Below are 22,302 nucleotides of genomic sequence, written 5' to 3'. Positions count from 1 at the left end.
TAAATTTATTAAAGAAATTTTACAAACAAGGAACTTTTATGAATAAAATAAAATTATTTTTGAACAAACGCATGGGCTTTTCAAGTCTGTTGGTCTTTTTTTTATGGCTAAAAACTGTCATTGCCTATTACGCCGAGTTTTCTTTGGGACTAAATGACCCGTTACAACATTTAATTCTAATCATCAATCCTATTGCTACAACAATCGTTTTGTTGAGTATAGCGTTATACATCAACAAGGCTATTGTATCCTACATTGTGATGGGTGTTATCTATGTTTTAGAAAATATTTTGTTATATGCAAATATTTTGTACTATCGTGAGTTTTCGGATTTTATTTCATTCAACACGATTGCTGGTGCATCCAAGGTCACCAAGGGTCTAGGTGGCAGCTCCGCCAGTTTAATGCAAGGACATGACTTTATTTATTTCTTAGATTTCGTTTTGCTCGTTGTCCTATTTACCAGTCACTATATAAGAATCGACAAGACCAAGATCCGCAAGTTGACCGCCTTCGCAACTACAATGCTAGGTGTGTTCCTCTTCTCACTCAACTTAATGCTGGCTGAGACCAACCGTCCACAATTACTTGGTCGTACATTCGACAATAGTTACATCGTCAAATATCTAGGCTTCAACACGTTCTTAGGCTATGATGCCATCAAGTCGGCTCAGAATAATCAAGTTCGATCAACCGCAGTCGGAACTGATATGGACAATGTACTTGATTATGTTAATCAGCATTATGCTGCACCGAATAAAAACTACTTCGGAAAAGCTAAAGGTAAAAATATTATCATCATCCATCTAGAAAGTTTCCAACAATTTCTAATTGGCATGAAGGTCAACGACCAGGAAGTTACACCATTCCTAAACAGTTTATACAACGACAAAAACACTATGTCGTTCAACAACTTCTTCCATGAAGTCGGCAGTGGCCGTACTAGTGATGCCGAGAATATGATGGAGACAAGTCTGTACGGATTACCTGAAGGTTCACTATTTTCAAAGTTAGGTTCAGACAATACTTTCCAAGCTGCTCCAGCTATCCTTAAGCAAAAAGAGAACTATACCAGTGCCGTCTTCCACGGCAATGTTGGTAGTTTTTGGAATCGTGACGATGTTTACAAAAACATGGGCTACGACTACTTCTTCGATTTGAACTACTTCAACCAAAGCGACGACTCAAGTATTGGCTATGGTATGAAGGACAAACTGATGCTTTCCGAAAGTGTCAAATACCTCGAACAGTTACAGCAGCCCTTCTATACCAAATTTATTACTGTTACTAACCATACTCCATACGACTTAGGTGACGAAGATCAGACCGCTGACTTCCCTAAGACTGACACCGGTAATAGCGTAGTCGATAACTACTTTGTAACAGCACATTATCTGGACAGTGCCTTAAAGGAATTCTTCCAGTATCTCAAGGACAGTGGTATCTATGACAATTCAATGATTGTCCTCTATGGTGACCACTACGGATTAAATGCAACACAGGATAAAGTTGTTGCGCCAATGCTTGGTTACGATACTAACAATAGTGACTTCAATGAAGTCCAAATGCAGCGAGTGCCATTCATGATTCATATGAAGGGACTCAAAGGTGGATTAAACGATACCTACGGTGGCGAAATTGATGCCCTACCGACGATTCTCCATCTTGCTGGAATCAATACTAAGGGATACGTTCAACTTGGTACTGACCTATTATCGAGCAATCACAGTGATATCGTTGCCTTCCGTGATAAGGAGTTCATCACTACTAAGTATACTGTGATTCGTGGAACCGATGGTGGACATATTGTTTATGACAACAGCACTGGTACTCAAGTAAATCTCAACGACAACGCTCAACTATCTAAGACTGTTGATAAGTGGCAAGAAGAAGTTAATGAGAAGCTAAAAATATCAGATACCACGAATAACAAGAATCTTTTGAGATTCTATACACCGACAGGATTCAAGCCGGTTAATCCGTCCGAGTACAGCTATCAAAATGAAATTCAACGATTGGTCAAGACTCGTGATGATCTAGGACTCAAATCGACTAGTGTTTACTCAAAGAACAATGATAAATCCACTACTCCAATGTATAATACTGATGCGCCAGAGTTAAACGGCGACAGGACTTACATCGACAACTGGTCAAGTGTTCTAAAGGGTGCGAACGCTGATGACTAGTGCCTTTCTAACAAATCTATTAATAATTAGATACAATTATTCAAATCAAATGCCCAGGTAACAACGTGTTATAATACATTTGTACAAGAAGATGTGACTGTTTTCAACGATACCAACACAAATACCCCTCGCAGTTGGGCTGCTTGGGGTATTTTTTCGTGGGTTCAATAATACAATTCGTATAACTGATATAATAAGACCATATGACACAACTTAAGGGATTTGTATGAATAATATAGAATTAAAATTTAAGTCATTGGTTAATCAACGAGTAGGGTTTATTTGCTTTTTGGTATTTTTATTGTGGATAAAAACAGTTGTTGCTTACTATGTCGATTTTTCACTGGGATTGAATGATCCATTGCAGCACATCATTATGATAATCAATCCAATCGCAACCGCATTGATTCTATTGAGCATCCCACTCTATATCAAACGAGCAAAAATTTCGTATACAATTATGGGTCTGATTTATTTAATCGAATCCATATTTTTATATGCGAATATTTTGTACTACCGTGAATTCTCTGACTTCTTAACGTCATCCGTCATCTTAGGAGTTGGTAAAGTATCCAAAGGACTGGGCTCCAGTACTTTCTCACTCATGCAGATTCATGATTTTATCTATTTTATTGATTTAATTATTTTAATATTATTATTCAGCTTAAAATTCATCAAATTAGATTCTAAACCACTACGTAAATTAGCTGCAGTCGCCACTACTTCAGTCGGTATTTTGATTTTTTCAGTTAATCTAATGATTGCCGAAGGTAATCGTCCACAATTATTATCAAGAACATTTGACCACGCCTACGTTGTTAAGTATCTCGGATTCAATACCTTCCTTGGTTACGATGCGGTCAAGTCAACGATGACAGACCAGGCTAGATCTACTGCGGTCGGTACTGATATGGATGATGTGCTTAATTATGTCGACGGCAATTATGCCGCGCCTAATCCTAAGTACTTCGGCAAAGCTAATAAGAAGAACATCATTATTATTCATCTAGAAAGTTTCCAACAATTTTTACTTGGTATGAAGATCAACGACCAAGAAGTTACTCCCTTCTTGAACAGTCTCTACAATGATAACAACACAATATCATTTGATAACTTCTACCATGAAGTGGGATTAGGTCGAACTAGTGATGCCGAAACCATGCTGGAATCAGGACTATTTGGACTAGGTAGTGGAACCTTCTTCCCTACTAATGGACCAGCGAATACCTTCCAATCGGCACCAGCTATTTTGGCACAGAAAAAGGGCTACACTAGTGCTGTCTCCCATGGTAATGTGGGTAGCTTCTGGAGTCGCAATGAAGTCTACAAGAATATGGGTTATAACTATTTCTTCGATCAATCTTATTATGATAATTCAATCGACAATGCCAGCATGAAATATGGTATGAAGGATAAATTGATGTTGTCTGAGAGTGTAAAGTACCTAGAGCAGTTACAACAACCGTTCTATACTAAGTTCATTACTGTTACTAATCATTATCCATATACGTTGAGTGACCAGGATAATAGCGACGGCTTCGCTGCTCCCGATACAACCGATAGTAGCGTTGGTAACTACTTTGTTACAGCCCATTATCTGGATAACTCCTTGAGAGAATTCTTCGATTACCTTAAGGATTCAGGACTGTACGATGACTCAATGATCGTCTTGTACGGTGATCATTATGGAATTTCAGCTGACAAGAACAAGGCTCTCGCTCCAATCATTGGAATCGACCCTAATGACTTTAATTCTTACAACGAATCACAACTTCAAAAAGTGCCATTCATGATTCACATGAATGGATTAAAGGGTGGCGTCAACCACACATACGGTGGTGAAATTGACGTCTTACCTACCATCCTGCATCTTGCCGGTGTTAATACTAAGAACTACATACAAGTCGGTTCTGATTTATTATCTAAGCAACATAAGGGTCCAGTAGCGTTCAGAGATAAGAACTTTGTCACAACTAAGTACACCGTGGTAAATAACAGTAAGGGACCACAAGTATACAGCAATGAGACTGGTGAATTGATCAACTTACAGGACAATCCTGAATTAGAGGATAAAGTAACTAATTGGCAAGAGGAAGTTAATACTAAGCTAAAAATTTCTGATGCCGTAAACAACAAGGACCTCTTGAGATTCTATACTCCAAATGGCTTCACACCAGTTAATCCTGATGATGACTCTTATAATTACCTCAATCAGATTCAGCGGTTGATCAAGACACGGAGTTCATTAGGTGCTGGCTCAACCAGCTTATATTCCAAGAACGATAACAAATCCACTACTCATCTTTACAATACTGATGCACCAGAGCTAAATGGAGATAGAACACCTATTGATGATTGGTCATATGTATTGAAGAATGATGCTGATAATTAAAATAAGACAGGGAAAATATTAATATTTTCCCTGTCTTATTTTTTGATTTTTATGAGGATGAATATTTTCATACCTGAAAACAGAACACTTAATCAGGTGCCTTGTCTGTATCAACTTTGTGTTCATAACCTTCATCGAACAAAGTAACAGTGAAGGTCGTACCTTCATGCAACTTACTCTTAACGTGGATCTCCCCACCGTGATTCTCAATCAATTGATGAACAATCGATAGTCCCAATCCGGACTCACCATACTTGCGATTCTTACGCGATGGATCAGCCTTATAGTATCTATCCCAAATATTCTTAACTTGCTCTTCAGACATACCGATGCCGGTATCCTGAATCTTAAAGATCGAAGCATGTCGATCATCAGCACGATAACCTGTAACTGTAATTTCACCGTTATCCGTGAACTGAATCGAATTCTGCATGATGTTAAACATTACCTGAACGAATCGATCATAATCAGCATATGTCTCCAACTCATCTTCTGGAGTCTCCAGAGTCAATTTATCTTTGGACTCAGCGGCCTTCTTCTGCAATTGTGAAACAATATCCTTCAAAGGTGTATTCGCATCAAAGACACGTTTTGCCAAGGTGATTTGATTAGTCCGAATCTTCTCGTAATCAAGATTCTCATTGACCAACCTAATCAATCGATTAGTTTCATTACGCATCAATTGAATACTTTGACCTTTGGATTCTTCAGGGATGGCATCATAAGCAAGGCCCTCTAATAGGCCATTAATAGTCGTAAGAGGCGTTCTCATCTCATGTGATGCATCGGCCATGAACTCCTTACGTCGTTGTTCTTGACGCTTAATTTCCTTATCTGAAGCCTCTAGTGACTTAACCATGGTATTGAAGTCATTAGCGAGATCATCCAATTCATCCGTGTTTTTACTTTCGATATGAACTGAGAAATCATTATTAGCAACTCGTCTTGTTGCACCACGAAGTCGATTGATTCGGTTGACTTGATAACGTGACAACAAGAAACTCAAAATAATCGCAGCTAATAGTGATATCAATAAGGCAAAGTACAGACGCTTATTGAGTTCACCAATATTAGTCTGTAATTGTGAAACATCTGATCCCGCCCAAACGGCCGCAATCAACTTACCATTTTGGAACCACGGTGTCAGGACGTAAACATAACTCAAATTATCCTTTTTATTGCTTAAGCGAGGATTGCCTTCAGAACTCTCGGGCTTTTGAATATTACGAATCGTCTTACCCTGCTTCAGTTTGTTCCAATATGATTGCTTCAAGTGCAGCTTCACATTGGTTGGTGGAGTTGGATATACTTGGTCATTTTGATAATCAAATATTGCGAACTGAACGTTCTTATCTGATAGAACTTGCTCGACAGTCTTAATATTATCCCCTGTAATATTATGGATCTGTCCGGTTTTTGAATCTGTCTTTAGAGCTATTTTTTCAAGATTACCAGCATAGCTCTCAAGATCCTTATAAGTTCGGTTGTACTCTGAAGTCGTCGAAGTACTCGTAACGGAATAGAGAATAATTCCCAAAGTCGTAAGGATAACGATCAAAAAACTCAGCATATTTTGATAAATTAATTTCATAATTAATCTACCTTACGTCCAGAATCATCAAACTTGTAGCCCACTCCCCAAACAGTCTCAATAACTTGTGGTCCAACTTTTTCAATCTTTTGACGTAACTTTTTGATATGAGCATCGACGGTTCTTTCTTCCCCGAAATAGTCATAGTCCCATACTTGCTCCAATAGTTGTTCACGTGAGAAGACTTGTTTAGGCTTGCTTGCCAAAGTTTTCAAGAGATCGAATTCCTTAGGTGTCAAATCAGGAATTTCCTTATCACCTAAGAAGGCTTCACGTGTGTTTGAATTCAACTTGAAGTAGCCAGTATTTACATCGAATCCGTCATTGTCGGCGGTTGTATCAGATTCAACATTAGCACTACCCTTGGATGCTTCTTCAGCCACATTTTCATTACGACGATGAATGGCCTTCATCCTGGCAATCAATGTGATAGGACTAAATGGCTTAGTAACATAGTCATCAGCACCGAATTCCAGTCCTAGAACTTGATCACTTTCGGTATCACGAGCCGTTAGCATGATGATAGGAACCGTCTTTGAAACCTTTCTGATTTCTTTGGCGACCTCCATCCGTCCTTGCCAGGTAAGTTCAAGTCGAGTGTGATCATATCCCAATCGTCAGGTGCTTCATTGAACATATCGACGGCTTCATTACCGTCATATGCGAAGTGAGCATCCCAATTTTCTTTTTGGAAAAACATACTCATCATTTCTGATACAGATTTATTATCTTCAATCATTAAAATTTTCATGTATAATTCACTCCATCTACTTTCGATTTAAGACTATAACAATTCATTAAAACTTGCTACTATATATATTAGTATAAAAATATGAATTAAGTTGGTGATTTTTTGAATAAAGATTATAAAGGTACTGTCTTCTTCGACCTTGATGGTACATTGATGAACGAACATTCCAAAATCGATCCTGATGTAGCTACTGCTATCCACAAGTTACGTGATAATGGCTACCTGCCTGCCATCAGTACTGGCCGCGCACCAAGCGAATTAGTCGACGTAACTGGTCCAACTGGCATCGATACTTATGTTTCATTCAATGGAGCCTATGTCCAATCAGCTGGCACAACTATTTACAAGAAAAATATCTCACCAGAGACCGTTGCGAAGGTCATCGAAGAAGCCAAACAATACAATGATATTATCACAATGCACTCACTTGACAAAACGTACACAATCAAGAGCACAAAATTTGTGAACGATTTTTATAAGTCAGTCAAAATCCCCGTTCCCGGCGTTGATCCTAAGTTCTATGAAAAAGAAGAACTGCCAATGATCTTAGTTGTTACGCCTGACGGTCCCGAACGTTATTCAAAAATTTTTGGTGACGAATTAACCTTCTACAAGACTGGTCCTTATGCCATTGATACGATTGCTAAAGGTGTTTCAAAAATGAACGGTATCAAACATCTATTGAGCGGACTAGAGCTCGAGGACAAGCCTGTCTATGCATTCGGCGATGGCCCCAATGACCTGCCAATGATCAAGGAAGTCAAGCACAGTGTTGCAATGGGTAACGGAATTGACAGTGTCAAAGAAGCTGCCGAATTCGTAACGACCGCTAATACTGATCACGGTATCGTCAATGGACTCAAACATTATAATTTAATTTAAACTTTCAAAAAAGCTGGGATTTTTCCCAGCTTTTTTATTTTATAACAACAACTTTACCCATCATATGACCAGCTTCAACTAATTCAGTTGCCTTAGTCAAAGTTTCAACATTCAATCCATGTAATACTTTGGTGGTGGTTGATTTGATCATTCCACCATCAAGTCCAGTCGCTAGCTGCTCCAAGTAATCACCTTGTGTCGACATTGAATCAAGATTATAAAAGGCCTTCGTGAACATCCACTCCCAAGCAAAATCCGCTGACTTTTGCTTCAAGTCCCCAATCTGTGAATCACGCAAATTAGTAATTGTGGCAAAAATACCAAATGGTTTGATCAATTCAACAATCTCATTCCAATGTGGATCATTATCACTTAATCCCAAAATATAATCGACGGTATTAATTCCCAAATCATGAACTTGCTTAATTAAGTCATCATGGTGGTTGACGACTAGATCAGCACCAAGATCCTTGACCCACTTAACTTTTTCATCCGTTGATGCGGTCGCAATAACACGTAGTCCTGCCAAATGTGCCAGTTGAATAGCGATTGAACCTACACCACCGGCACCATTGATAATCAGGATTGTTTTATCACTATTATCTTCTTTTGGATCAACATGTAATTTTTCGTATAATAATTCACTCGCAGTCAGTGTAACCAGTGGCATCGCAACACTTTCTTCAATCGATGTTTTTGTAGGTGCCAAGGCAACGATACGCTCATCGACCAATTCATATTCTTGATAACTTCCATCACGTGTATGGTCCCCGGCAAAAAATACTTTGTCGCCAGCTTTGAAATTGTTCACTTGGTCACCAGTTGCGGTAACTGTACCATAACCATCGAACCCCAAAATAAGTGGCTGCACATCATTACCACCGAAGCTCTTTCTAGTCGCAATGTCGACCGGATTGATCGATAGCCCTTCGATCTTTACTAGAAGATCTGTTCCAGTTGGTACTGGAGTTTCTTTTTCAAATTCTTTTAAACTACTCAATTCACTATTTGTCATACCATATGTTTTCATATGATCACCTCGTGACACTTATTTTACATCATTTTTAATAATAGTTTTACATTATGTATTAAACCCTATTTACCAGTACACTTTTCTTCAATTCCAACAAATTTGATATTATGATTCAGGTAAAAAATCGAAGTGATTCAAATGGCAAAATTCATTGACGTCAAATATCCTGACGGATCAGAGAAGATTTTTAAAAGTATTTCATCTATTAAAAACGATTCAACGTATCTCACACTAGATAATACAGTTAACGAGGTTCACGTTCATATTCCAACGCAATCAGTTGCGCCTAAACTTTACTTCTACGTGATAAACAGTGACGAGATAAACGACGATTTGATTGAAAACTTACCTAATGCCTACACTACACATTCAGCATTGATCAGATTCTTTGATGGCAAATACAATGTTCATGCTAAAAAGAATATTAAGCTGGACGGTAAATATCTGACTTACATCAGTGGCGATAATATTATTTTTGTAAAAATGGATAAAAAAGACGACCGCACATAGCTATGCAGTCGTCTCTTTTTTGATTTTAACAAGTCCCCAAGACTTGTTTTTTTATTAACTGTGAATTGTTGTTGTGTTCTTTAGCTTTGTAGCCGAAACGCGTTTACAAAAGACAACAACCTCCGCTTACTACGGATAACAAATGCGCCAACTACGTTGGCACCTTCGTTATCCTAGGTAATGCTCAGTTGTTACCGTCTTTTGACACGCTCTAAACACTCTCTACACAATTTCTACAGTTGCACTAGTAATTCCATAAGAAGGAATCATGCTATTTGGCATTGCGACGTCGATCTGATATGGATTGTCATATGCAAATGTTCCCGTATCATTGACTGTTCTGTACCAAACATCACCTTGTGCGGTTGTAATTTTCAAGCGTGATCCACGTGGGATAACGCCTAGATTTGTAGCGACACCACTGTAACCCATGTTTGATCCTAATACTGCTGGATCATAAAAACTAATCTTAAATGTACCAACAGTTCTCGCTGTTGATTGTTGAGCAGCTTGCGTTGTGGCTACGGTTGTTGCTGCAGCCTGTGTTTGTGCTTGCTGTTGAACTTGTGCTGAAGCTTGTTCTTGCTCAGCCTTAATTGCTTCGTTCTCTAAAGCCACAGCGTCTACTTCCGGTTGTGCTTGTTTCGCTGCTGCAACTTCTCCCATTTCATAGTCTCTTTCGCTATTTTCAATTCCAGGAATAAATTCTTTGCTCCCTGGTAGTGAGACCTTTCTATTAAAATTATCTTGCTTATCCTTTGATGAATCTGACAAGTTTGATAGGTTTACAAAGTCTCCAGCATTACTTGTTGATGGATCATTGTTTTGTGCATCGGCTTGAACAGTAGCTGTATAGCCCATGAATCCAACTAAGATTAACCCCATAAAAAATAATGCGTCTAATTTAAATTGCTTTATCAACTAATCCCCCCGGTTTTCTTAATCACAAGAGAGAACTATACAAGATAATTGTTTCAATTGTATTACGCTAAGAATAAAAAAATTCTGTTTGAGGCTTTTTTTGTAACATCTTTGTAATGTAGTTCATATTATCTACTTTAATTTTGAATTATATGACTATTTATCGTTTTAATTTTATATTGTGAATTTATCACAATATCAATTCTTGCCTCATCGGAAAAAATATCGCCCTCTCCGAGAACAATTATTTGTCGAAAACAGCGCAACATGATAATTTGGATATATAAGGAATTGGAGGAATGTTATATGTCAAAAAAAATTGCCGTAATCGTCGGTAGCTTGCGTAAAGGATCATACTCACGTCAAGTTGCTAACAACTTAGTAGGAATGTTTCCAAGTGAATACGAACCAGAATTTGTAGAAATCGGAGACTTGCCACTATATAGTGAGGATCTTGATACACCAGGAAATGTTCCCGCCGCCTGGACAAAGTTCAGAGATACAATGAAAGAAGTTAGCGGTGTACTCTTCGTAACACCTGAATACAACCGTTCAGTACCCGGTGGATTGAAGAATGCTATTGATGTTGGTTCTCGTCCATATGGTGAAAGTATTTGGGACAAGAAGCCAGCTGCAATCGTCTCAGTATCACCTGGTGCAATCAGTGGTTTCGGTGCAAACCACCACTTGCGTCAATCACTAGTATTCTTAAACATGCCAACACTTCAACAACCCGAAGCATATATTGGTAATGTTACAAATATGCTTGATGAAAATGGGAAAGTATCAGAAAATTCAGTTGGGTTCTTACAAAGCATCATTGATGCATATGTAGAACTATTAAACAGATATTAATCAAAATGGGATTACGATTTTATGTCGTAATCCCATTTTTTATTTTGTACTGAAATAATCATATAATTCCATATTTCGATTATAAGTAATTTCTTTTAATCCATATTTTTCAGCAAATCGATCTGATTTCAAAACAACTCGTAAAATATTCATCGCTGATTTCTGTAAATCACCGATATACAAATCATTATTATCTTTCCAATTTCCCTTTAACAACACTGTATCATTATTAATTATTTGTGCTGAGCCGTCATACAGCATCTTTGTCATGTCATCGTCTAACTCACCAGATAGACTAACGCGAATATAGTTCTCACCATCAGCTGCTGGTTCAAAGTCATTCCACAATTCTTTAGTCGTTTCTTTGAAAGCCACAATATCAAATGATTTCCTAATAGCAATATGACCATTCTTAGCAAACTTCGGTTTCAAGTTATCCACTGCCGCAAATAACTTATCTTGCGAACCACCAGGCATTATCAAATCATTTCCAGAGTGCATACTATGCTTCGGATCAGCCAAACTGAACCAATCAGTCATTACTAATCCTTTGAAATTCCATTCATCCCTCAAAATATTTGTCAGTGACTCATAATTTTCACCAGCAAAAGTTCCATTGACCTTATTGTAAGAGGACATGATAGCCATAGGTTGAGCTGTCTTGACAACTATTTCAAAGTTCTTCAGATATATTTCTCTAAGTGCCTGCTCGCCAATAATACTATTACCGGTATTACGAGCAGTCTCTTGATTATTACCTAGAAAATGCTTGATCGTTACACCAATACCAGTATGTGTCTGAACACCTTTAGTCTCAGCTGCAGCAATCGTTCCAGATAACACTGGATCTTCAGCAAAGTATTCAAAGTTACGTCCACCTAATAGATTACGATGAATATTCATTCCTGGTGCTAACCACATAGTTATGCCAAACTCTTTCATTTCAGTTCCGATTGCAAAACCAACTCTTTGAACTAGATCACGATTCCAAGTCTGAGCTAACAATGTTCCAATGGGCCAAGCTGTTGCATATTGATGCTTAGTTTTTCCATTATCATCAAACGTCTGCTCTAATCTTAATCCGGCAGGCCCATCGGCATTAACTGTCGCGGGAATACCTAGTCGATCATTATTAGTTGTCTGGCCCGCAGCACCGGCTACCAAATCAGCAGCATTACCGACCATACTCCCCTCAACATTGGGCTTGAGTGAACCTTCAACCAAATCGATCAATTCAGAATTACTCATGTTAGCGACAAATTCATCTAATGTTATCTTACGATTATAAACATCTAACAAATTAAGATTTGAATTGGCTGGTACCTTTTGTAGCTTTTCATCATAACCTTTGCCGGGCAATTCTTGATCTAAGTTAGTTGTATATGTAATAACTTGAGATTGATTCGAGTAATCTATCGGTTCAATGGCGTCAAAATTCTCTGCCTTCAAAATGAAAAATGGTACCCCACCGACTTGTTCAGAACTAAACTTTCCTTCAGTTAATTCTGTTGGATCATTAGCAGGGGTCAATTTATGTTCCAACTGTTGAATTACGACTAATTTATCTAACTTGAACTGACCAACGACTTTAGTATTACGAGAACTGTTACCAACTCTAATCAAATAAATACCTGGTACCATTACCCATGCAGCAATTCTAGTATCAAACACCGCCAAGTTCTTTGTACCAATACTCATAGTCAGATTCTGCTGCTCATCTGGACGCAAGTTCTTAGTCTTATCATATGCTTGTAGAGTTTGATACGGGGTTGGAATCTTCGACTTAGGACTAGATACATATAGTTGAACAACTTCTTTACCGCTGAACTTTTCGCCAATATTTTGAACATTAACTTTAACTGTTATTTGATGTTCATTGACACTGATTTTGTCTGTATCGATCATAAACTTGGTATAACTCAATCCATATCCGAATTCATACTTAGGTTTAATTTCAAAACTATCAAAATACCTATAACCTACATAAATACCATCGTTATAACGGGGATCATTTTCACCAAAATATTTGGACGATGGATAATCACTATAATCATTGGCCCAAGTATCCGTTAATTTACCAGAAGGTGTAACTGTTCCATCAAGGACTTCCGCAATTGCATTCCCAGCATCCATTCCTGGTTGTGACACCAGCAGAATGCTGTCTAACAATGGACATTTCTCGATAAAACTAGTATCAATTATTCCACCAACATTTAAGAGCAAAATACTATTTTGATAATATTCACTCATACGTTTGATATTAGATAATTCATTATCCGTTAATTGGTAATCGCCTTTTTCATTTTTACGATCATGTCCTTCACCTGAACTACGCGAAATGACATAGATACCCGTTAGAGCCTCTTCAAACTCACTGACTTCCATATCATCCATGGTAAAAGCGGGAGCTAACAATGAAGCAAGCGAGCCGTCTAACTTGTTATAATATTCATTTTTCTTCGAATCATAATATCGTTGAAATCTTCTCAACCACGATTCGGTTGTGATTTCAAAACCATGTTCTTTAAGACCACTTATAATAGAAGAAACATGACGCTGATTCACATCTCCAGAGCCTGTACCTCCTTTGACAGTTGCGAATGAACCACTTCCATAAAGTGCAATTTTTTTATTACGTAACGGTAATATTTTATTTTCATTTTGCAGTAAGACCATTCCATCTTCTGCTACTTGTTTTGATAAATCTAAATTTTTGATTTCTCGTTGTGACATTTTTTGTTCCATCACTGACCACTCCTTCGGTGAAACATCTCAATTGTAATTTTACACTTTTTCACTTAGATTTATTTGCGAAAACACGCTTCAATACAAACTTGTTTAGTAAATATATCAATATAATTATAATTATGGCAATAATCACTTCACTGATAACAAAATTCATGCCAAATGATTTTTGAAAAAACTGTAATAGTGGATTATTAACAAAAATAATTAAGATAATGGCGACAATAATATCGATAGTTGCAGTATTCATAAGTTCCTCCTATATTAGTTTCATTATAATGCAATAAAACAATGTATAATATAGTAGAAAGAATATGAGGTGACTGTATGTTAAAAGGGAAACACATTACGCTCTATGTAACTGGCGGGATTGCCGTCTATAAATCTTTGAATATTGTCCGTGAATTGATCAAGAACCAAGCTGAGGTCCAAGTCGTTATGACTAAGGCCGCACAAGAATTTGTCACACCACTAACCTTTGCGACATTAAGTCAACGTCCAGTTTTAACTGACAATTTTGATGCTCAATCAGCACAAGATGACTTCATACCTCACATCAAGTTGGCACATTGGACTGACTTAGCGGTTGTCATCCCTGCTACGGCGAACATCATCGCCAAGATGGCGAACGGAATCGCTGATGACCTTGCATCCACGACCTTGTTGGCAACCGACGCACCCAAGCTTGTATTTCCAGCAATGAACACTACTATGTGGAACAACCCTGCCGTTCAAACCAACTTAAGAACCCTCAATCTGATGGACATCAAAATTGTTCAACCAGATTCTGGCTTCTTAGCTGAAGGAGAATCAGGTAAGGGACGACTACCAGAATTATCTACTATAATGGTAGAAATATTCAAAACATTTACCAAACCAGTTCTTGCCGGCGCCAACGTGATCGTAACTGCCGGTGGAACTAAGGAGGCTATCGATCCCGTCAGATTCATTGGGAATAACTCATCTGGCAAAATGGGAATTGCACTCGCTAATGTGGCAGCTGATATGGGAGCCCATGTGACGCTCATTACAACAGTCCATGATCAACTGAGCTCACCTAACTTGAATGAAATCAAGGTTTCCACTGCCTTGGAAATGCAAAAGGAACTCCAAAAACATTTCGAAAGTAGCAATGTACTAGTAATGGCCGCCGCAGTTTCTGACTTTAGACCAGCGCACAAGGCTGATCAAAAAATCAAAAAGGACGACGACCAAGACTTATACACAATTGAATTACAAAAGAACCCTGACATTCTCAAAGAGATAGCTAAAGATAAAAATAACCAATTTGTGGTTGGCTTTGCTGCTGAAACAGAGAATCTCATTCCTTATGCAAAAAAGAAATTGTACAGCAAAAATGTTGATATGATACTTGCTAATGATGTTTCCAAAGCCAATACCGGCTTCAATGTTGATACCAACCAAATAACTTTGATTCAACGTGACAAAGAACCAGTAACTTGGCCTTTGATGTCTAAGAATGATATTGCTGCTAAGTTCTGGGAATACTATGAAAAAAATATAAAGTAAAAAAAATAAGGAATTACCGATAATGGTAATTCCTTTTGCTATTCATAACGTGTCCATACCGAATAAATTGACACTGTTTTATTTGCTTTATCAATATGCCGTGACTCCAACAAACGCAAGTACACAGACACCCATAATTATAATAATTGCTGATATCAATACTGAAGACCATTCTGCAAACTCAACTTTTGGTGCGGTCATGTGGCCGTCCTTTTTCTCTAATTCAAAGAAAGTTCGCGTACCTAACAGTTGATAAATTCCAATGGCAATAGCCATGAGTCCTAATACAATAACAAACATTATACTCATCTTCTTTAGCTTATTTTGCCATGATAATAGTCTCAATAATTACTGCATACCAGTAGATTGCTTATAAGTTAATTTATATCTATTTGGGATTTTCAAAATCACTGTAATAGACCGGAGCTGGTGCATCAAAATCATTGTCAATTCTCAATGCATCTAATATCTTCATTGTTTGATGATCAACTAAATCTTGAATAGTTTGAGGATGATTATAGAACGCCGGAATCGGTGGGATCATTTGCACTCCCATTCTGGATAACTTTGTCATATTTTCCAGATGAATCGTATTCAATGGTGTTTCACGAGGAACCATGATAAGTTTTCGTTGTTCTTTTAGAGTAACGTCTGCTGCACGTGAAATTAAATTATCACCGATGACGATAGACAACAAAAATAATCACGATGAAACTTAACCAAAGCGCAAGTTGTGTGCCTATAGTAGTTTGGATAGCTGTGGAACTATGGGGACATACTGTTCCGATACCCAATTTCATAAACAATATATTGGGTTTATTCATTACCCTTTAGACCAACTGCCTCCATACTAAAATTCCAAAGTTCATCTTGAATCTGTTCATCGTAAGAAAGATTTGATGATAGTACAGGCTTATCACTGCTACGGTCAAAGTATCTTACTGGACCTGCTGCAAATTTATCAGCGGTAATTAGATCAGTGATCATTTTTCCTGAATCCTTCGCAGTGCCAATGATACCTGCAAACTGTGAAAGAACCGTTGGCGTGAAACGTGATTTATCCTTTGCCAATCCTGTTTCAGTCATGAGACCAGGATTAACACTATTAACGGCTATCTGCTGGCCGTTAGCTCTCAATTTTTGATCTAATTCATATGCAAATAGAATCATGCATAGCTTGGAAAATGGATAACTTTGACCATCCACCTGTGGATTCATGCCACTATATGCAAGTACATTTGACCCAGGCCATGTCGCACCTTTAAGCAATGCATCATGACGTTCACTGCTGACAGTTACGATACGACCCTTTACTTCCATTAATGGCATCAGAAGTTGAGTAAGTAGAAAATGCCCAAGATAGTTTGTTTCGAAAATATTGTTAAAACCATCTTGCGTTTGATGAACGGTTTTGCCGCTAACTCCAGCATTACATACTAGACCGTAGAGTGGTATGTTTAGTTTCCTAAACGCAGCAACAAATGCCCTCACTTTTGCCAACGAAGATGTGTCTAACTCCAAACAAATGATATTTGCATCAGGTATCGTCTGTAAAATTCTCTGACGGGCTACAGCTGCTTTTTTCATATTTCGGCAAGCCATGACGAGTTGATAATTGCTACCTTTTGCTGCAATTTGCTTAGTTGTTTCAAATCCCAGTCCAGAATTGGCTCCCGTTACGATCACTGTTTTTGTCATATATCGTTCTCCTTATCATTAATCATATTTCTAATATGTTTGAATACATTATAGTGGTGCAAACCATTGAGTACCAATCAATTTGATCTCACATTAAATTATTGACAAAACTGTTTCAATTAAAACACTTGTAATTAAAACAATTCATGATAAACTAAACAGAGAAAGCGGGTGTGATCGTGCAAAATAAAACCGGAATTGTCCATTCAATTTATCAACTGGCCCAAATTGAACAACAAAATTTGAATCATCACTTGAAACAACTAGGACTTAACCCAGATCAGGCACGGGTACTGGATTATGTGCAAGCACATCCTGGAACAAACCAGCGGGCGGTGGCAACTCATTTAGGGCGACAGGCTGCGAGTACTTCTAATTTATTAACTGGACTTAGTCAGCGCGGCTGGCTAACGCGCCAACCAGTCAAAGAAAATGCCCGCGAAAAGGCCCTATTCTTAACAGTTGAAGGAGCAAAAATAGCGGAACAAATTGCGCAAACATTTAACAAATTAAATACTTTATTTGAACAGGGACTAACTGCCAAGCAACTCGATGACTTGGTAGCATTATTAACCAAATTAACTCAATATTTAGAAACGGCAGGCGACTAAAATGTCATTAACAGCAATGGAACAACATGCAACCAAGCGCGAATTACAAGAAAATTTTGAATTAAGCGGTCTTAGTGTGGCGCAAGCGGCAGCTGATTTGCAGACAACACCGACCTACTTACAACAGGTCTTGGATTTGAATGTGCGTCATATCGAAGATCCATGGATTGTTCGTAATTATTTAAATCAGGTTTTAAGGCAACAACATCAGACACCGATTCCTTATAGTAGGTTGATTGGTTCGCCAGCTGATTATTGGTTCTTAAACGAAGCTAGAGTTAATCGTGGTCAATTGAATTAAGCTAGGATAACATTATGCTTGGTGTTAGTTGAATCAGATTAGAATCAACAACACGTTATTGGGTCTCTTTTTGATTTCAATAGCAGTCACTAAACTCATTGGGCAAATGTGACAGTATTTGTGGATTACTAATAAAAAGAGTCTGGGACAAAACCCCTGGCTCGCATCAAAAAAGGTAGTTCTGAGAAATCAATTGATTTCTCAGAACTATTTTTTTTGAACCTATGTATAGGCGCTGAAACCAATAAATAAAAGTGGTGTCAATCACCACAGACCGGCAATTGACACCACTTATTTACTTAGATTCTAGAGTTTTGTCCCAAATTTCTTTAACATTACTTATTAATCTGTTGCAGGTTTATCTTTAGAACTTGTATCTGCTTTTGCTTTTTTGTTTTTCTTAGGTTTTCTAACTCGATGAATCCTCTTCTCATGCCACATCGTCAAACTGATTAACGATGACAAGGTCAATGGAAGAATAATAACCAAAATTATTAAACCGAAGATTACACCCAAGGCAACTTGAATTAAGGTTGTTACACCTGATGGCATCAAGGCTGCAAACGTACCACTTAAAATAATGGCAGCAGATATGACAACTGCACCAATGGCAGTCGCAGCATTGAGCATTCTATCCTTCAAGTCAGGTTGAGTTTCATCCTTGAATCTAACCATTAAGAAGATACTGTAATCGACCCCAAGTGCCATCAACATAATGAAGGTGAAGAATGGTGTATTCCAACTCAACATTGGATCACCAAGAACAAACTTGGAAACAATTCTCGTTATTCCTAATGAAACTTCGTATGCTAATAACAAAGTTCAATGATTGTCATTGGTTGCAAGATAGACTCTGTTACAACGATCAAAGCAATTCCAATTCCGATCGTCATAATCAAAGCTGTTCTACCAAAGTCTCCATTTGCTAATGTTCTCAAATCATTATTTTGAGAAGTTTCACCACCGACGGCAACTTTAGCATTCTTCAAGGCACCATGTTTCAATCTGGCTTTCATGTCAGTTTGAATAGTCTTCAATTGTTTAGAAGTAGTCTCACTGTTTGGATCACCCTTGAAGACAATCGTTATTTGAGCGATCTTACGATTACCATCCATATACGCATCCAATGCCGGCTTGAATTCACTGCTCTTAATCGTCTGCTTAGGTAGATAGAATGTATCGCCGACATATGAAGTTCTCAATCCATCTAAGTATGTCTTCATAGTCTTATTACCAGAAGCAATTGAATCAAGTCCATCATTAGCTGATGATAATCCTGATTCTAGCTCAGTAACTTCAGAGCTCATTTGTTTGAGTTGAGTATTCATCTGTTGAACCCCACTATTAACGGTCGTTGCTCCACTGGCAACACTTTGACCACCACTAGTTAAGGTTGAACTGGTTGAATTAAGAGTACTTGTCCCACTTGCCAAAGTAGACATCCCTGATGTCAATGTTGGAATTTGACCTTGTAACTGTCCCATTCCAGATGTGATAGCAGCGGAACCACTACTTAATTGACCGATGGAACCCTGTAAAGCAGACATTTCTGCGGCGGCTGTAGAAGTATCCTGTCCAGTACTCTGCATTAACGCCAATAATTGACTAGCTTGTGAAGAAATTGAACCTACCTGTGTTTGTAATTGTGACAACCCAGATGACAATTGTTGCGAACTACTTGTCAAATTTGAAACACCACTAGTCAACGTAGGCATCTGACTACTTGCACTTTGCAAGCCGCTGTTGACACTTGAGACGCCACTAGTATATTGATTAATTCCACTCGACAACTGTTGTGCACCAGATTGCAACTCACTCGTACCATTGGCTAACTCTTGGACTTGTGCTGTACTGCCGCTGATATTTGCACTTTGCAATTTTGAACTTGCAGAATTTAATCCGGACTTGATTTTTTCTAGGCCTTTGGTCGATGTATTAAGACCATTTGTAATAGTCAGAAGTTGATTCTTCAAATACATACTCTTGATCTTGTTACCACCAGGTTGTGTTGCGGATGCAACAGTCTTAACGCCTGGTTCTTGTTTAAGATATTGAGTCAAGTCATCAACTGCCGCCAATTTGGTTGAGTTGTCATCTTCGAACTATCCTGAATATAAACAGTTGCTGGAGCTGACATACCTTTACTGAAGTGACTTTGGATGACTTCATAACCCTTTTTGGCTTGATAAGTATCAGGCACTTCATCAGCGTTGTTGAAGTTCAATGTTGAACTTGTATTGACTAAAAATGGTACCGCAACAACACCAATGATTGCCAAGATCACAACTGGATATGCTAAAGCTGCACGTGATAATCCATACCACACTCTGCTCTTGCCACGTCCAGCAGTAACTTTACTTGGCCAGAACATCTTAGCTCCAAGTGTTTCCATGAAGAACATATTCAATGTTAGAAGAACTGCCAACAACACTAGAACACCAATAGCAACACCAACAGCGCTTTGATAGAACGAGAACTTAGCTAATGAAAGTACAGAGAATCCAATTAGAACTGACAATCCACTGTACAAAATCGTGCGGCCACCATGACGTTGCGCATCATGAGCAGCTTCAACAGCCGACATTCCCCTGGCTAACGCTCCCTTGAAGTAGTTATATAGAAGAATATTATAATCAGTTCCAATACCGAATAAAACAACCACTAAGAATACTTGTGTAAAATTAGAAATTGGAAAATCAAATTTTTGAGCAAGATTCATAATGATACTTAATGATGTAACAAAGGCAACACCAACATTAAGTAACGATACCAATGGAACGATTGGAGAACGGAAGACTAATATTAATACGATAAAGATAAAGATTACCGCAATAACTTCAGTTTTCTGAATCCCTTTCTCAGTCACAGTTGCGAATTCATCATTCAAAGCATCTGAACCCGTAACATAAGTCTTGATTCCTGACGTCTTCAATTGACGTTGGAGCTCCTTGACCTGTGGACCAACTGATCCATTGTTCTTAACTGTAATCTGTGCCAATTGCGTTGATTTGTCCTCGGCAATCAGCTGCTTCTTGGTTTCAGCATTATCACTAGGTCCCATAACTTTTTCGATCTTAAGTGAATTCTTGTCTTCCAAGTTATTCAACTTACGAGTGATCTTTCGATTCTGGGAAGCAGTGAATTTGTTATCACCGTTATTGTTAAACACCGCTGTATAAGTCCGAACGGATTTGTTTCCATTCGCTTTCTTTTCAATCTTGGAAGCCTTCTGGCTTTCGGTATAACTTGGTAAAGTTATATTTCCTTTATCTCTAACTAATTGGGATACATTTGGCATGGCAAACAATGCTATTGCCACAACTATTATCCATCCAATTAGAGCAGGCACATACTTCTTTGTGATCTGCTTCATTACGACATCTCCTCAACCCGTTATCACTTGTAAAATAATTGACAACTGTCAAAATACAACGATAATAATAAAATTAATGGTGTAATTAGACAAGAGACAATTTATATATAAATGTTTTAATTTAGACACATTTTTAATATTTGTCCAAAAATGTAATGAAAAAGTCCTTTTTGTCATGAAAAGAAGCCGCTTTTTTGAAAAACACGGTCATTTTCATTACAAATGCACGTTAGTTTTGCACTTGCAAAAATTTATACTTATGTTAATGTCGAAGTAATCGGATTAAATGACTTGGGGGAATTTAAGATGAAGATCGATGTAACTCAACACCTTACGTTGGGAGCAAAAAGAACTCTAAAAGCCTTTCGGCTGGCGATGTTTGAAGCACTCAGTGAAAAGGAATTCGACAAAATAACCGTTAATGATATCTGTAAAAAAAGCGAATATCCACGTGCTACTTTTTACAATTATTTCGATGATAAGTTCGACTTGCTTCAATATCTCTGGTCATACATAGGAAAAGACATCTTAAATAAAATACCTAGAGATGGTGACGAAGAAGAAGGTCTCGTGAAGATTTTTAATTTATTACTTGAATTCTTTAATGATCATCAAGAATTACTCGCAAATATCACCAAAAATAATGGTTCTGATTCACACCTATGGCATAGTATGTCTGGTTATCTTCGACACGAAGCCAATATTCTGGTTTACAATTACTGTAAAGATAATGATCAAGTTAAAGTACCTGTTAAATTATTGGCAAGATTCTACAGTGACTTGATAATCGCCGTTCTTGAATGGTGTTTATTCGAACAGCCTGAAATCGATATAAACACAGCTGACGAGTACTTAGTTAATTTATTAAATGGTGGATTAAACGCATAAATTAAAATAACCGCAATTCTTCTTTGAAGAATTGC

General features: G+C 37.8%; 16 protein-coding genes and 3 pseudogenes. 9 read left to right on the top strand and 10 right to left on the bottom strand.

All coding sequences use genetic code 11. The annotated features are described in order from the left end of the window. The first annotated feature begins 38 nt into the window (after positions 1-38). Together JCM14932_RS11795 and JCM14932_RS11790 are read left to right on the top strand one after the other, a co-directional pair. Positions 39-2,186, top strand: a complete 2,148-nt coding sequence (locus JCM14932_RS11795; RefSeq protein ID WP_025025033.1) for an LTA synthase family protein — start codon at positions 39-41, stop codon at positions 2,184-2,186. 226 nt (positions 2,187-2,412) lie between these two features. Further along, positions 2,413-4,578 (top strand): LTA synthase family protein, encoded by a 2,166-nt coding sequence (locus JCM14932_RS11790; protein WP_034543352.1) that lies wholly within the window; start codon positions 2,413-2,415, stop codon positions 4,576-4,578. A gap of 88 nt (positions 4,579-4,666) precedes the next feature. Here JCM14932_RS11790 and JCM14932_RS11785 read toward each other — a convergent pair whose 3' ends face one another. Continuing rightward, a complete protein-coding gene (locus JCM14932_RS11785; protein ID WP_025025031.1) occupies positions 4,667-6,169 on the bottom strand; it encodes an ATP-binding protein in 1,503 nt (500 codons plus the stop codon). A gap of 2 nt (positions 6,170-6,171) precedes the next feature. Continuing rightward, positions 6,172-6,920: pseudogene (locus JCM14932_RS15500) on the bottom strand (winged helix-turn-helix domain-containing protein). A gap of 102 nt (positions 6,921-7,022) precedes the next feature. Here JCM14932_RS15500 and JCM14932_RS11775 point away from each other — a divergent pair. Next, positions 7,023-7,802, top strand: coding sequence for an HAD family hydrolase (locus JCM14932_RS11775; RefSeq protein WP_025025030.1), 780 nt, complete (start codon positions 7,023-7,025; stop codon positions 7,800-7,802). A gap of 34 nt (positions 7,803-7,836) precedes the next feature. Here the strand turns inward: JCM14932_RS11775 and JCM14932_RS11770 are convergent, their stop codons facing one another. Further along, a complete protein-coding gene (locus JCM14932_RS11770; RefSeq protein ID WP_025025029.1) occupies positions 7,837-8,832 on the bottom strand; it encodes a zinc-binding alcohol dehydrogenase family protein in 996 nt (331 codons plus the stop codon). 141 nt (positions 8,833-8,973) lie between these two features. On the opposite strand from JCM14932_RS11770, the gene JCM14932_RS11765 reads away from it, so the two are divergent. Further along, positions 8,974-9,345: a hypothetical protein gene (locus tag JCM14932_RS11765; protein WP_025025028.1), complete on the top strand. Its 372-nt coding sequence runs from the start codon at positions 8,974-8,976 to the stop codon at positions 9,343-9,345. 222 nt (positions 9,346-9,567) lie between these two features. Here JCM14932_RS11765 and JCM14932_RS16625 read toward each other — a convergent pair whose 3' ends face one another. Next, positions 9,568-10,266: a hypothetical protein gene (locus tag JCM14932_RS16625; RefSeq protein ID WP_025025027.1), complete on the bottom strand. Its 699-nt coding sequence runs from the start codon at positions 10,264-10,266 to the stop codon at positions 9,568-9,570. Between the two features lie 306 nt (positions 10,267-10,572). Between JCM14932_RS16625 and JCM14932_RS11755 the strand changes: the two genes are divergently transcribed. Further along, entirely contained in the window at positions 10,573-11,121 is a 549-nt protein-coding gene (locus JCM14932_RS11755; RefSeq protein WP_025025026.1) for an NADPH-dependent FMN reductase, read from the top strand. Positions 11,122-11,160: 39 nt separating this feature from the next. On the opposite strand, the gene JCM14932_RS11750 is transcribed toward JCM14932_RS11755, so the two are convergent. Continuing rightward, complete coding sequence (locus JCM14932_RS11750; RefSeq protein ID WP_025025025.1) at positions 11,161-13,866, bottom strand: glycoside hydrolase family 3 protein; 2,706 nt, start codon at positions 13,864-13,866, stop codon at positions 11,161-11,163. 49 nt (positions 13,867-13,915) lie between these two features. Continuing rightward, on the bottom strand, positions 13,916-14,116 hold the full coding sequence (locus tag JCM14932_RS11745; RefSeq protein WP_025025024.1) for a hypothetical protein: 201 nt from the start codon (positions 14,114-14,116) through the stop codon (positions 13,916-13,918). Between the two features lie 77 nt (positions 14,117-14,193). Here JCM14932_RS11745 and coaBC point away from each other — a divergent pair, with 77 nt between their 5' ends. After that, complete coding sequence (coaBC, locus tag JCM14932_RS11740) at positions 14,194-15,396, top strand: bifunctional phosphopantothenoylcysteine decarboxylase/phosphopantothenate--cysteine ligase CoaBC (RefSeq protein WP_025025023.1); 1,203 nt, start codon at positions 14,194-14,196, stop codon at positions 15,394-15,396. A 90-nt stretch (positions 15,397-15,486) separates the two neighbouring features. Here the strand turns inward: coaBC and JCM14932_RS11735 are convergent, their stop codons facing one another. The 3 genes and pseudogenes from JCM14932_RS11735 to JCM14932_RS11725 form a co-directional block, all read right to left on the bottom strand. Continuing rightward, positions 15,487-15,741: a hypothetical protein gene (locus JCM14932_RS11735; RefSeq protein WP_155832127.1), complete on the bottom strand. Its 255-nt coding sequence runs from the start codon at positions 15,739-15,741 to the stop codon at positions 15,487-15,489. 43 nt (positions 15,742-15,784) lie between these two features. Next, positions 15,785-16,075, bottom strand: a pseudogene (locus JCM14932_RS15495) (UbiX family flavin prenyltransferase); the annotation flags it as partial. Positions 16,076-16,212: 137 nt separating this feature from the next. Continuing rightward, entirely contained in the window at positions 16,213-17,094 is an 882-nt protein-coding gene (locus JCM14932_RS11725; RefSeq protein WP_025025020.1) for an SDR family NAD(P)-dependent oxidoreductase, read from the bottom strand. A 179-nt stretch (positions 17,095-17,273) separates the two neighbouring features. Between JCM14932_RS11725 and JCM14932_RS11720 the strand changes: the two genes are divergently transcribed. Both JCM14932_RS11720 and JCM14932_RS11715 read left to right on the top strand, forming a co-directional pair. Further along, positions 17,274-17,705, top strand: a complete 432-nt coding sequence (locus JCM14932_RS11720) for a MarR family winged helix-turn-helix transcriptional regulator (protein ID WP_025025019.1) — start codon at positions 17,274-17,276, stop codon at positions 17,703-17,705. Position 17,706: 1 nt separating this feature from the next. Then, positions 17,707-18,006 carry a DUF2316 family protein gene (locus JCM14932_RS11715; RefSeq protein ID WP_025025018.1) on the top strand — a complete coding sequence of 100 codons (300 nt, stop codon included), beginning with the start codon at positions 17,707-17,709 and terminating at the stop codon, positions 18,004-18,006. 342 nt (positions 18,007-18,348) lie between these two features. Here JCM14932_RS11715 and JCM14932_RS17740 read toward each other — a convergent pair. After that, positions 18,349-21,379: pseudogene (locus JCM14932_RS17740) on the bottom strand (MMPL family transporter). A 306-nt stretch (positions 21,380-21,685) separates the two neighbouring features. On the opposite strand from JCM14932_RS17740, the gene JCM14932_RS11705 reads away from it, so the two are divergent. Continuing rightward, entirely contained in the window at positions 21,686-22,267 is a 582-nt protein-coding gene (locus JCM14932_RS11705; protein WP_025025017.1) for a TetR/AcrR family transcriptional regulator, read from the top strand. Positions 22,268-22,302 lie beyond the last annotated feature (35 nt).

The sequence above is a fragment of the Companilactobacillus nodensis DSM 19682 = JCM 14932 = NBRC 107160 genome, assembly GCF_000615905.1.
Taxonomy (GTDB): domain Bacteria; phylum Bacillota; class Bacilli; order Lactobacillales; family Lactobacillaceae; genus Companilactobacillus; species Companilactobacillus nodensis.
Note: the sequence above shows the minus strand (reverse complement) of the source record. Positions and strands in the feature narration are given on the sequence as shown.

What these genes read in the sequence shown, in the direction of transcription:
- JCM14932_RS11795 (WP_025025033.1), top strand. Translation starts at nt 39, where the DNA reads ATGAATAAAATAAAATTATTTTTGAACAAACGCATGGGCTTTTCAAGT.
- JCM14932_RS11790 (WP_034543352.1), top strand. Translation starts at nt 2,413, where the DNA reads ATGAATAATATAGAATTAAAATTTAAGTCATTGGTTAATCAACGAGTA.
- JCM14932_RS11785 (WP_025025031.1), bottom strand. Translation starts at nt 6,169, where the DNA reads ATGAAATTAATTTATCAAAATATGCTGAGTTTTTTGATCGTTATCCTT.
- JCM14932_RS11770 (WP_025025029.1), bottom strand. Translation starts at nt 8,832, where the DNA reads ATGAAAACATATGGTATGACAAATAGTGAATTGAGTAGTTTAAAAGAA.
- JCM14932_RS11765 (WP_025025028.1), top strand. Translation starts at nt 8,974, where the DNA reads ATGGCAAAATTCATTGACGTCAAATATCCTGACGGATCAGAGAAGATT.
- JCM14932_RS11755 (WP_025025026.1), top strand. Translation starts at nt 10,573, where the DNA reads ATGTCAAAAAAAATTGCCGTAATCGTCGGTAGCTTGCGTAAAGGATCA.
- JCM14932_RS11750 (WP_025025025.1), bottom strand. Translation starts at nt 13,866, where the DNA reads ATGGAACAAAAAATGTCACAACGAGAAATCAAAAATTTAGATTTATCA.
- JCM14932_RS11745 (WP_025025024.1), bottom strand. Translation starts at nt 14,116, where the DNA reads ATGAATACTGCAACTATCGATATTATTGTCGCCATTATCTTAATTATT.
- coaBC (WP_025025023.1), top strand. Translation starts at nt 14,194, where the DNA reads ATGTTAAAAGGGAAACACATTACGCTCTATGTAACTGGCGGGATTGCC.
- JCM14932_RS11725 (WP_025025020.1), bottom strand. Translation starts at nt 17,094, where the DNA reads ATGACAAAAACAGTGATCGTAACGGGAGCCAATTCTGGACTGGGATTT.
- JCM14932_RS11715 (WP_025025018.1), top strand. Translation starts at nt 17,707, where the DNA reads ATGTCATTAACAGCAATGGAACAACATGCAACCAAGCGCGAATTACAA.
- JCM14932_RS11705 (WP_025025017.1), top strand. Translation starts at nt 21,686, where the DNA reads ATGAAGATCGATGTAACTCAACACCTTACGTTGGGAGCAAAAAGAACT.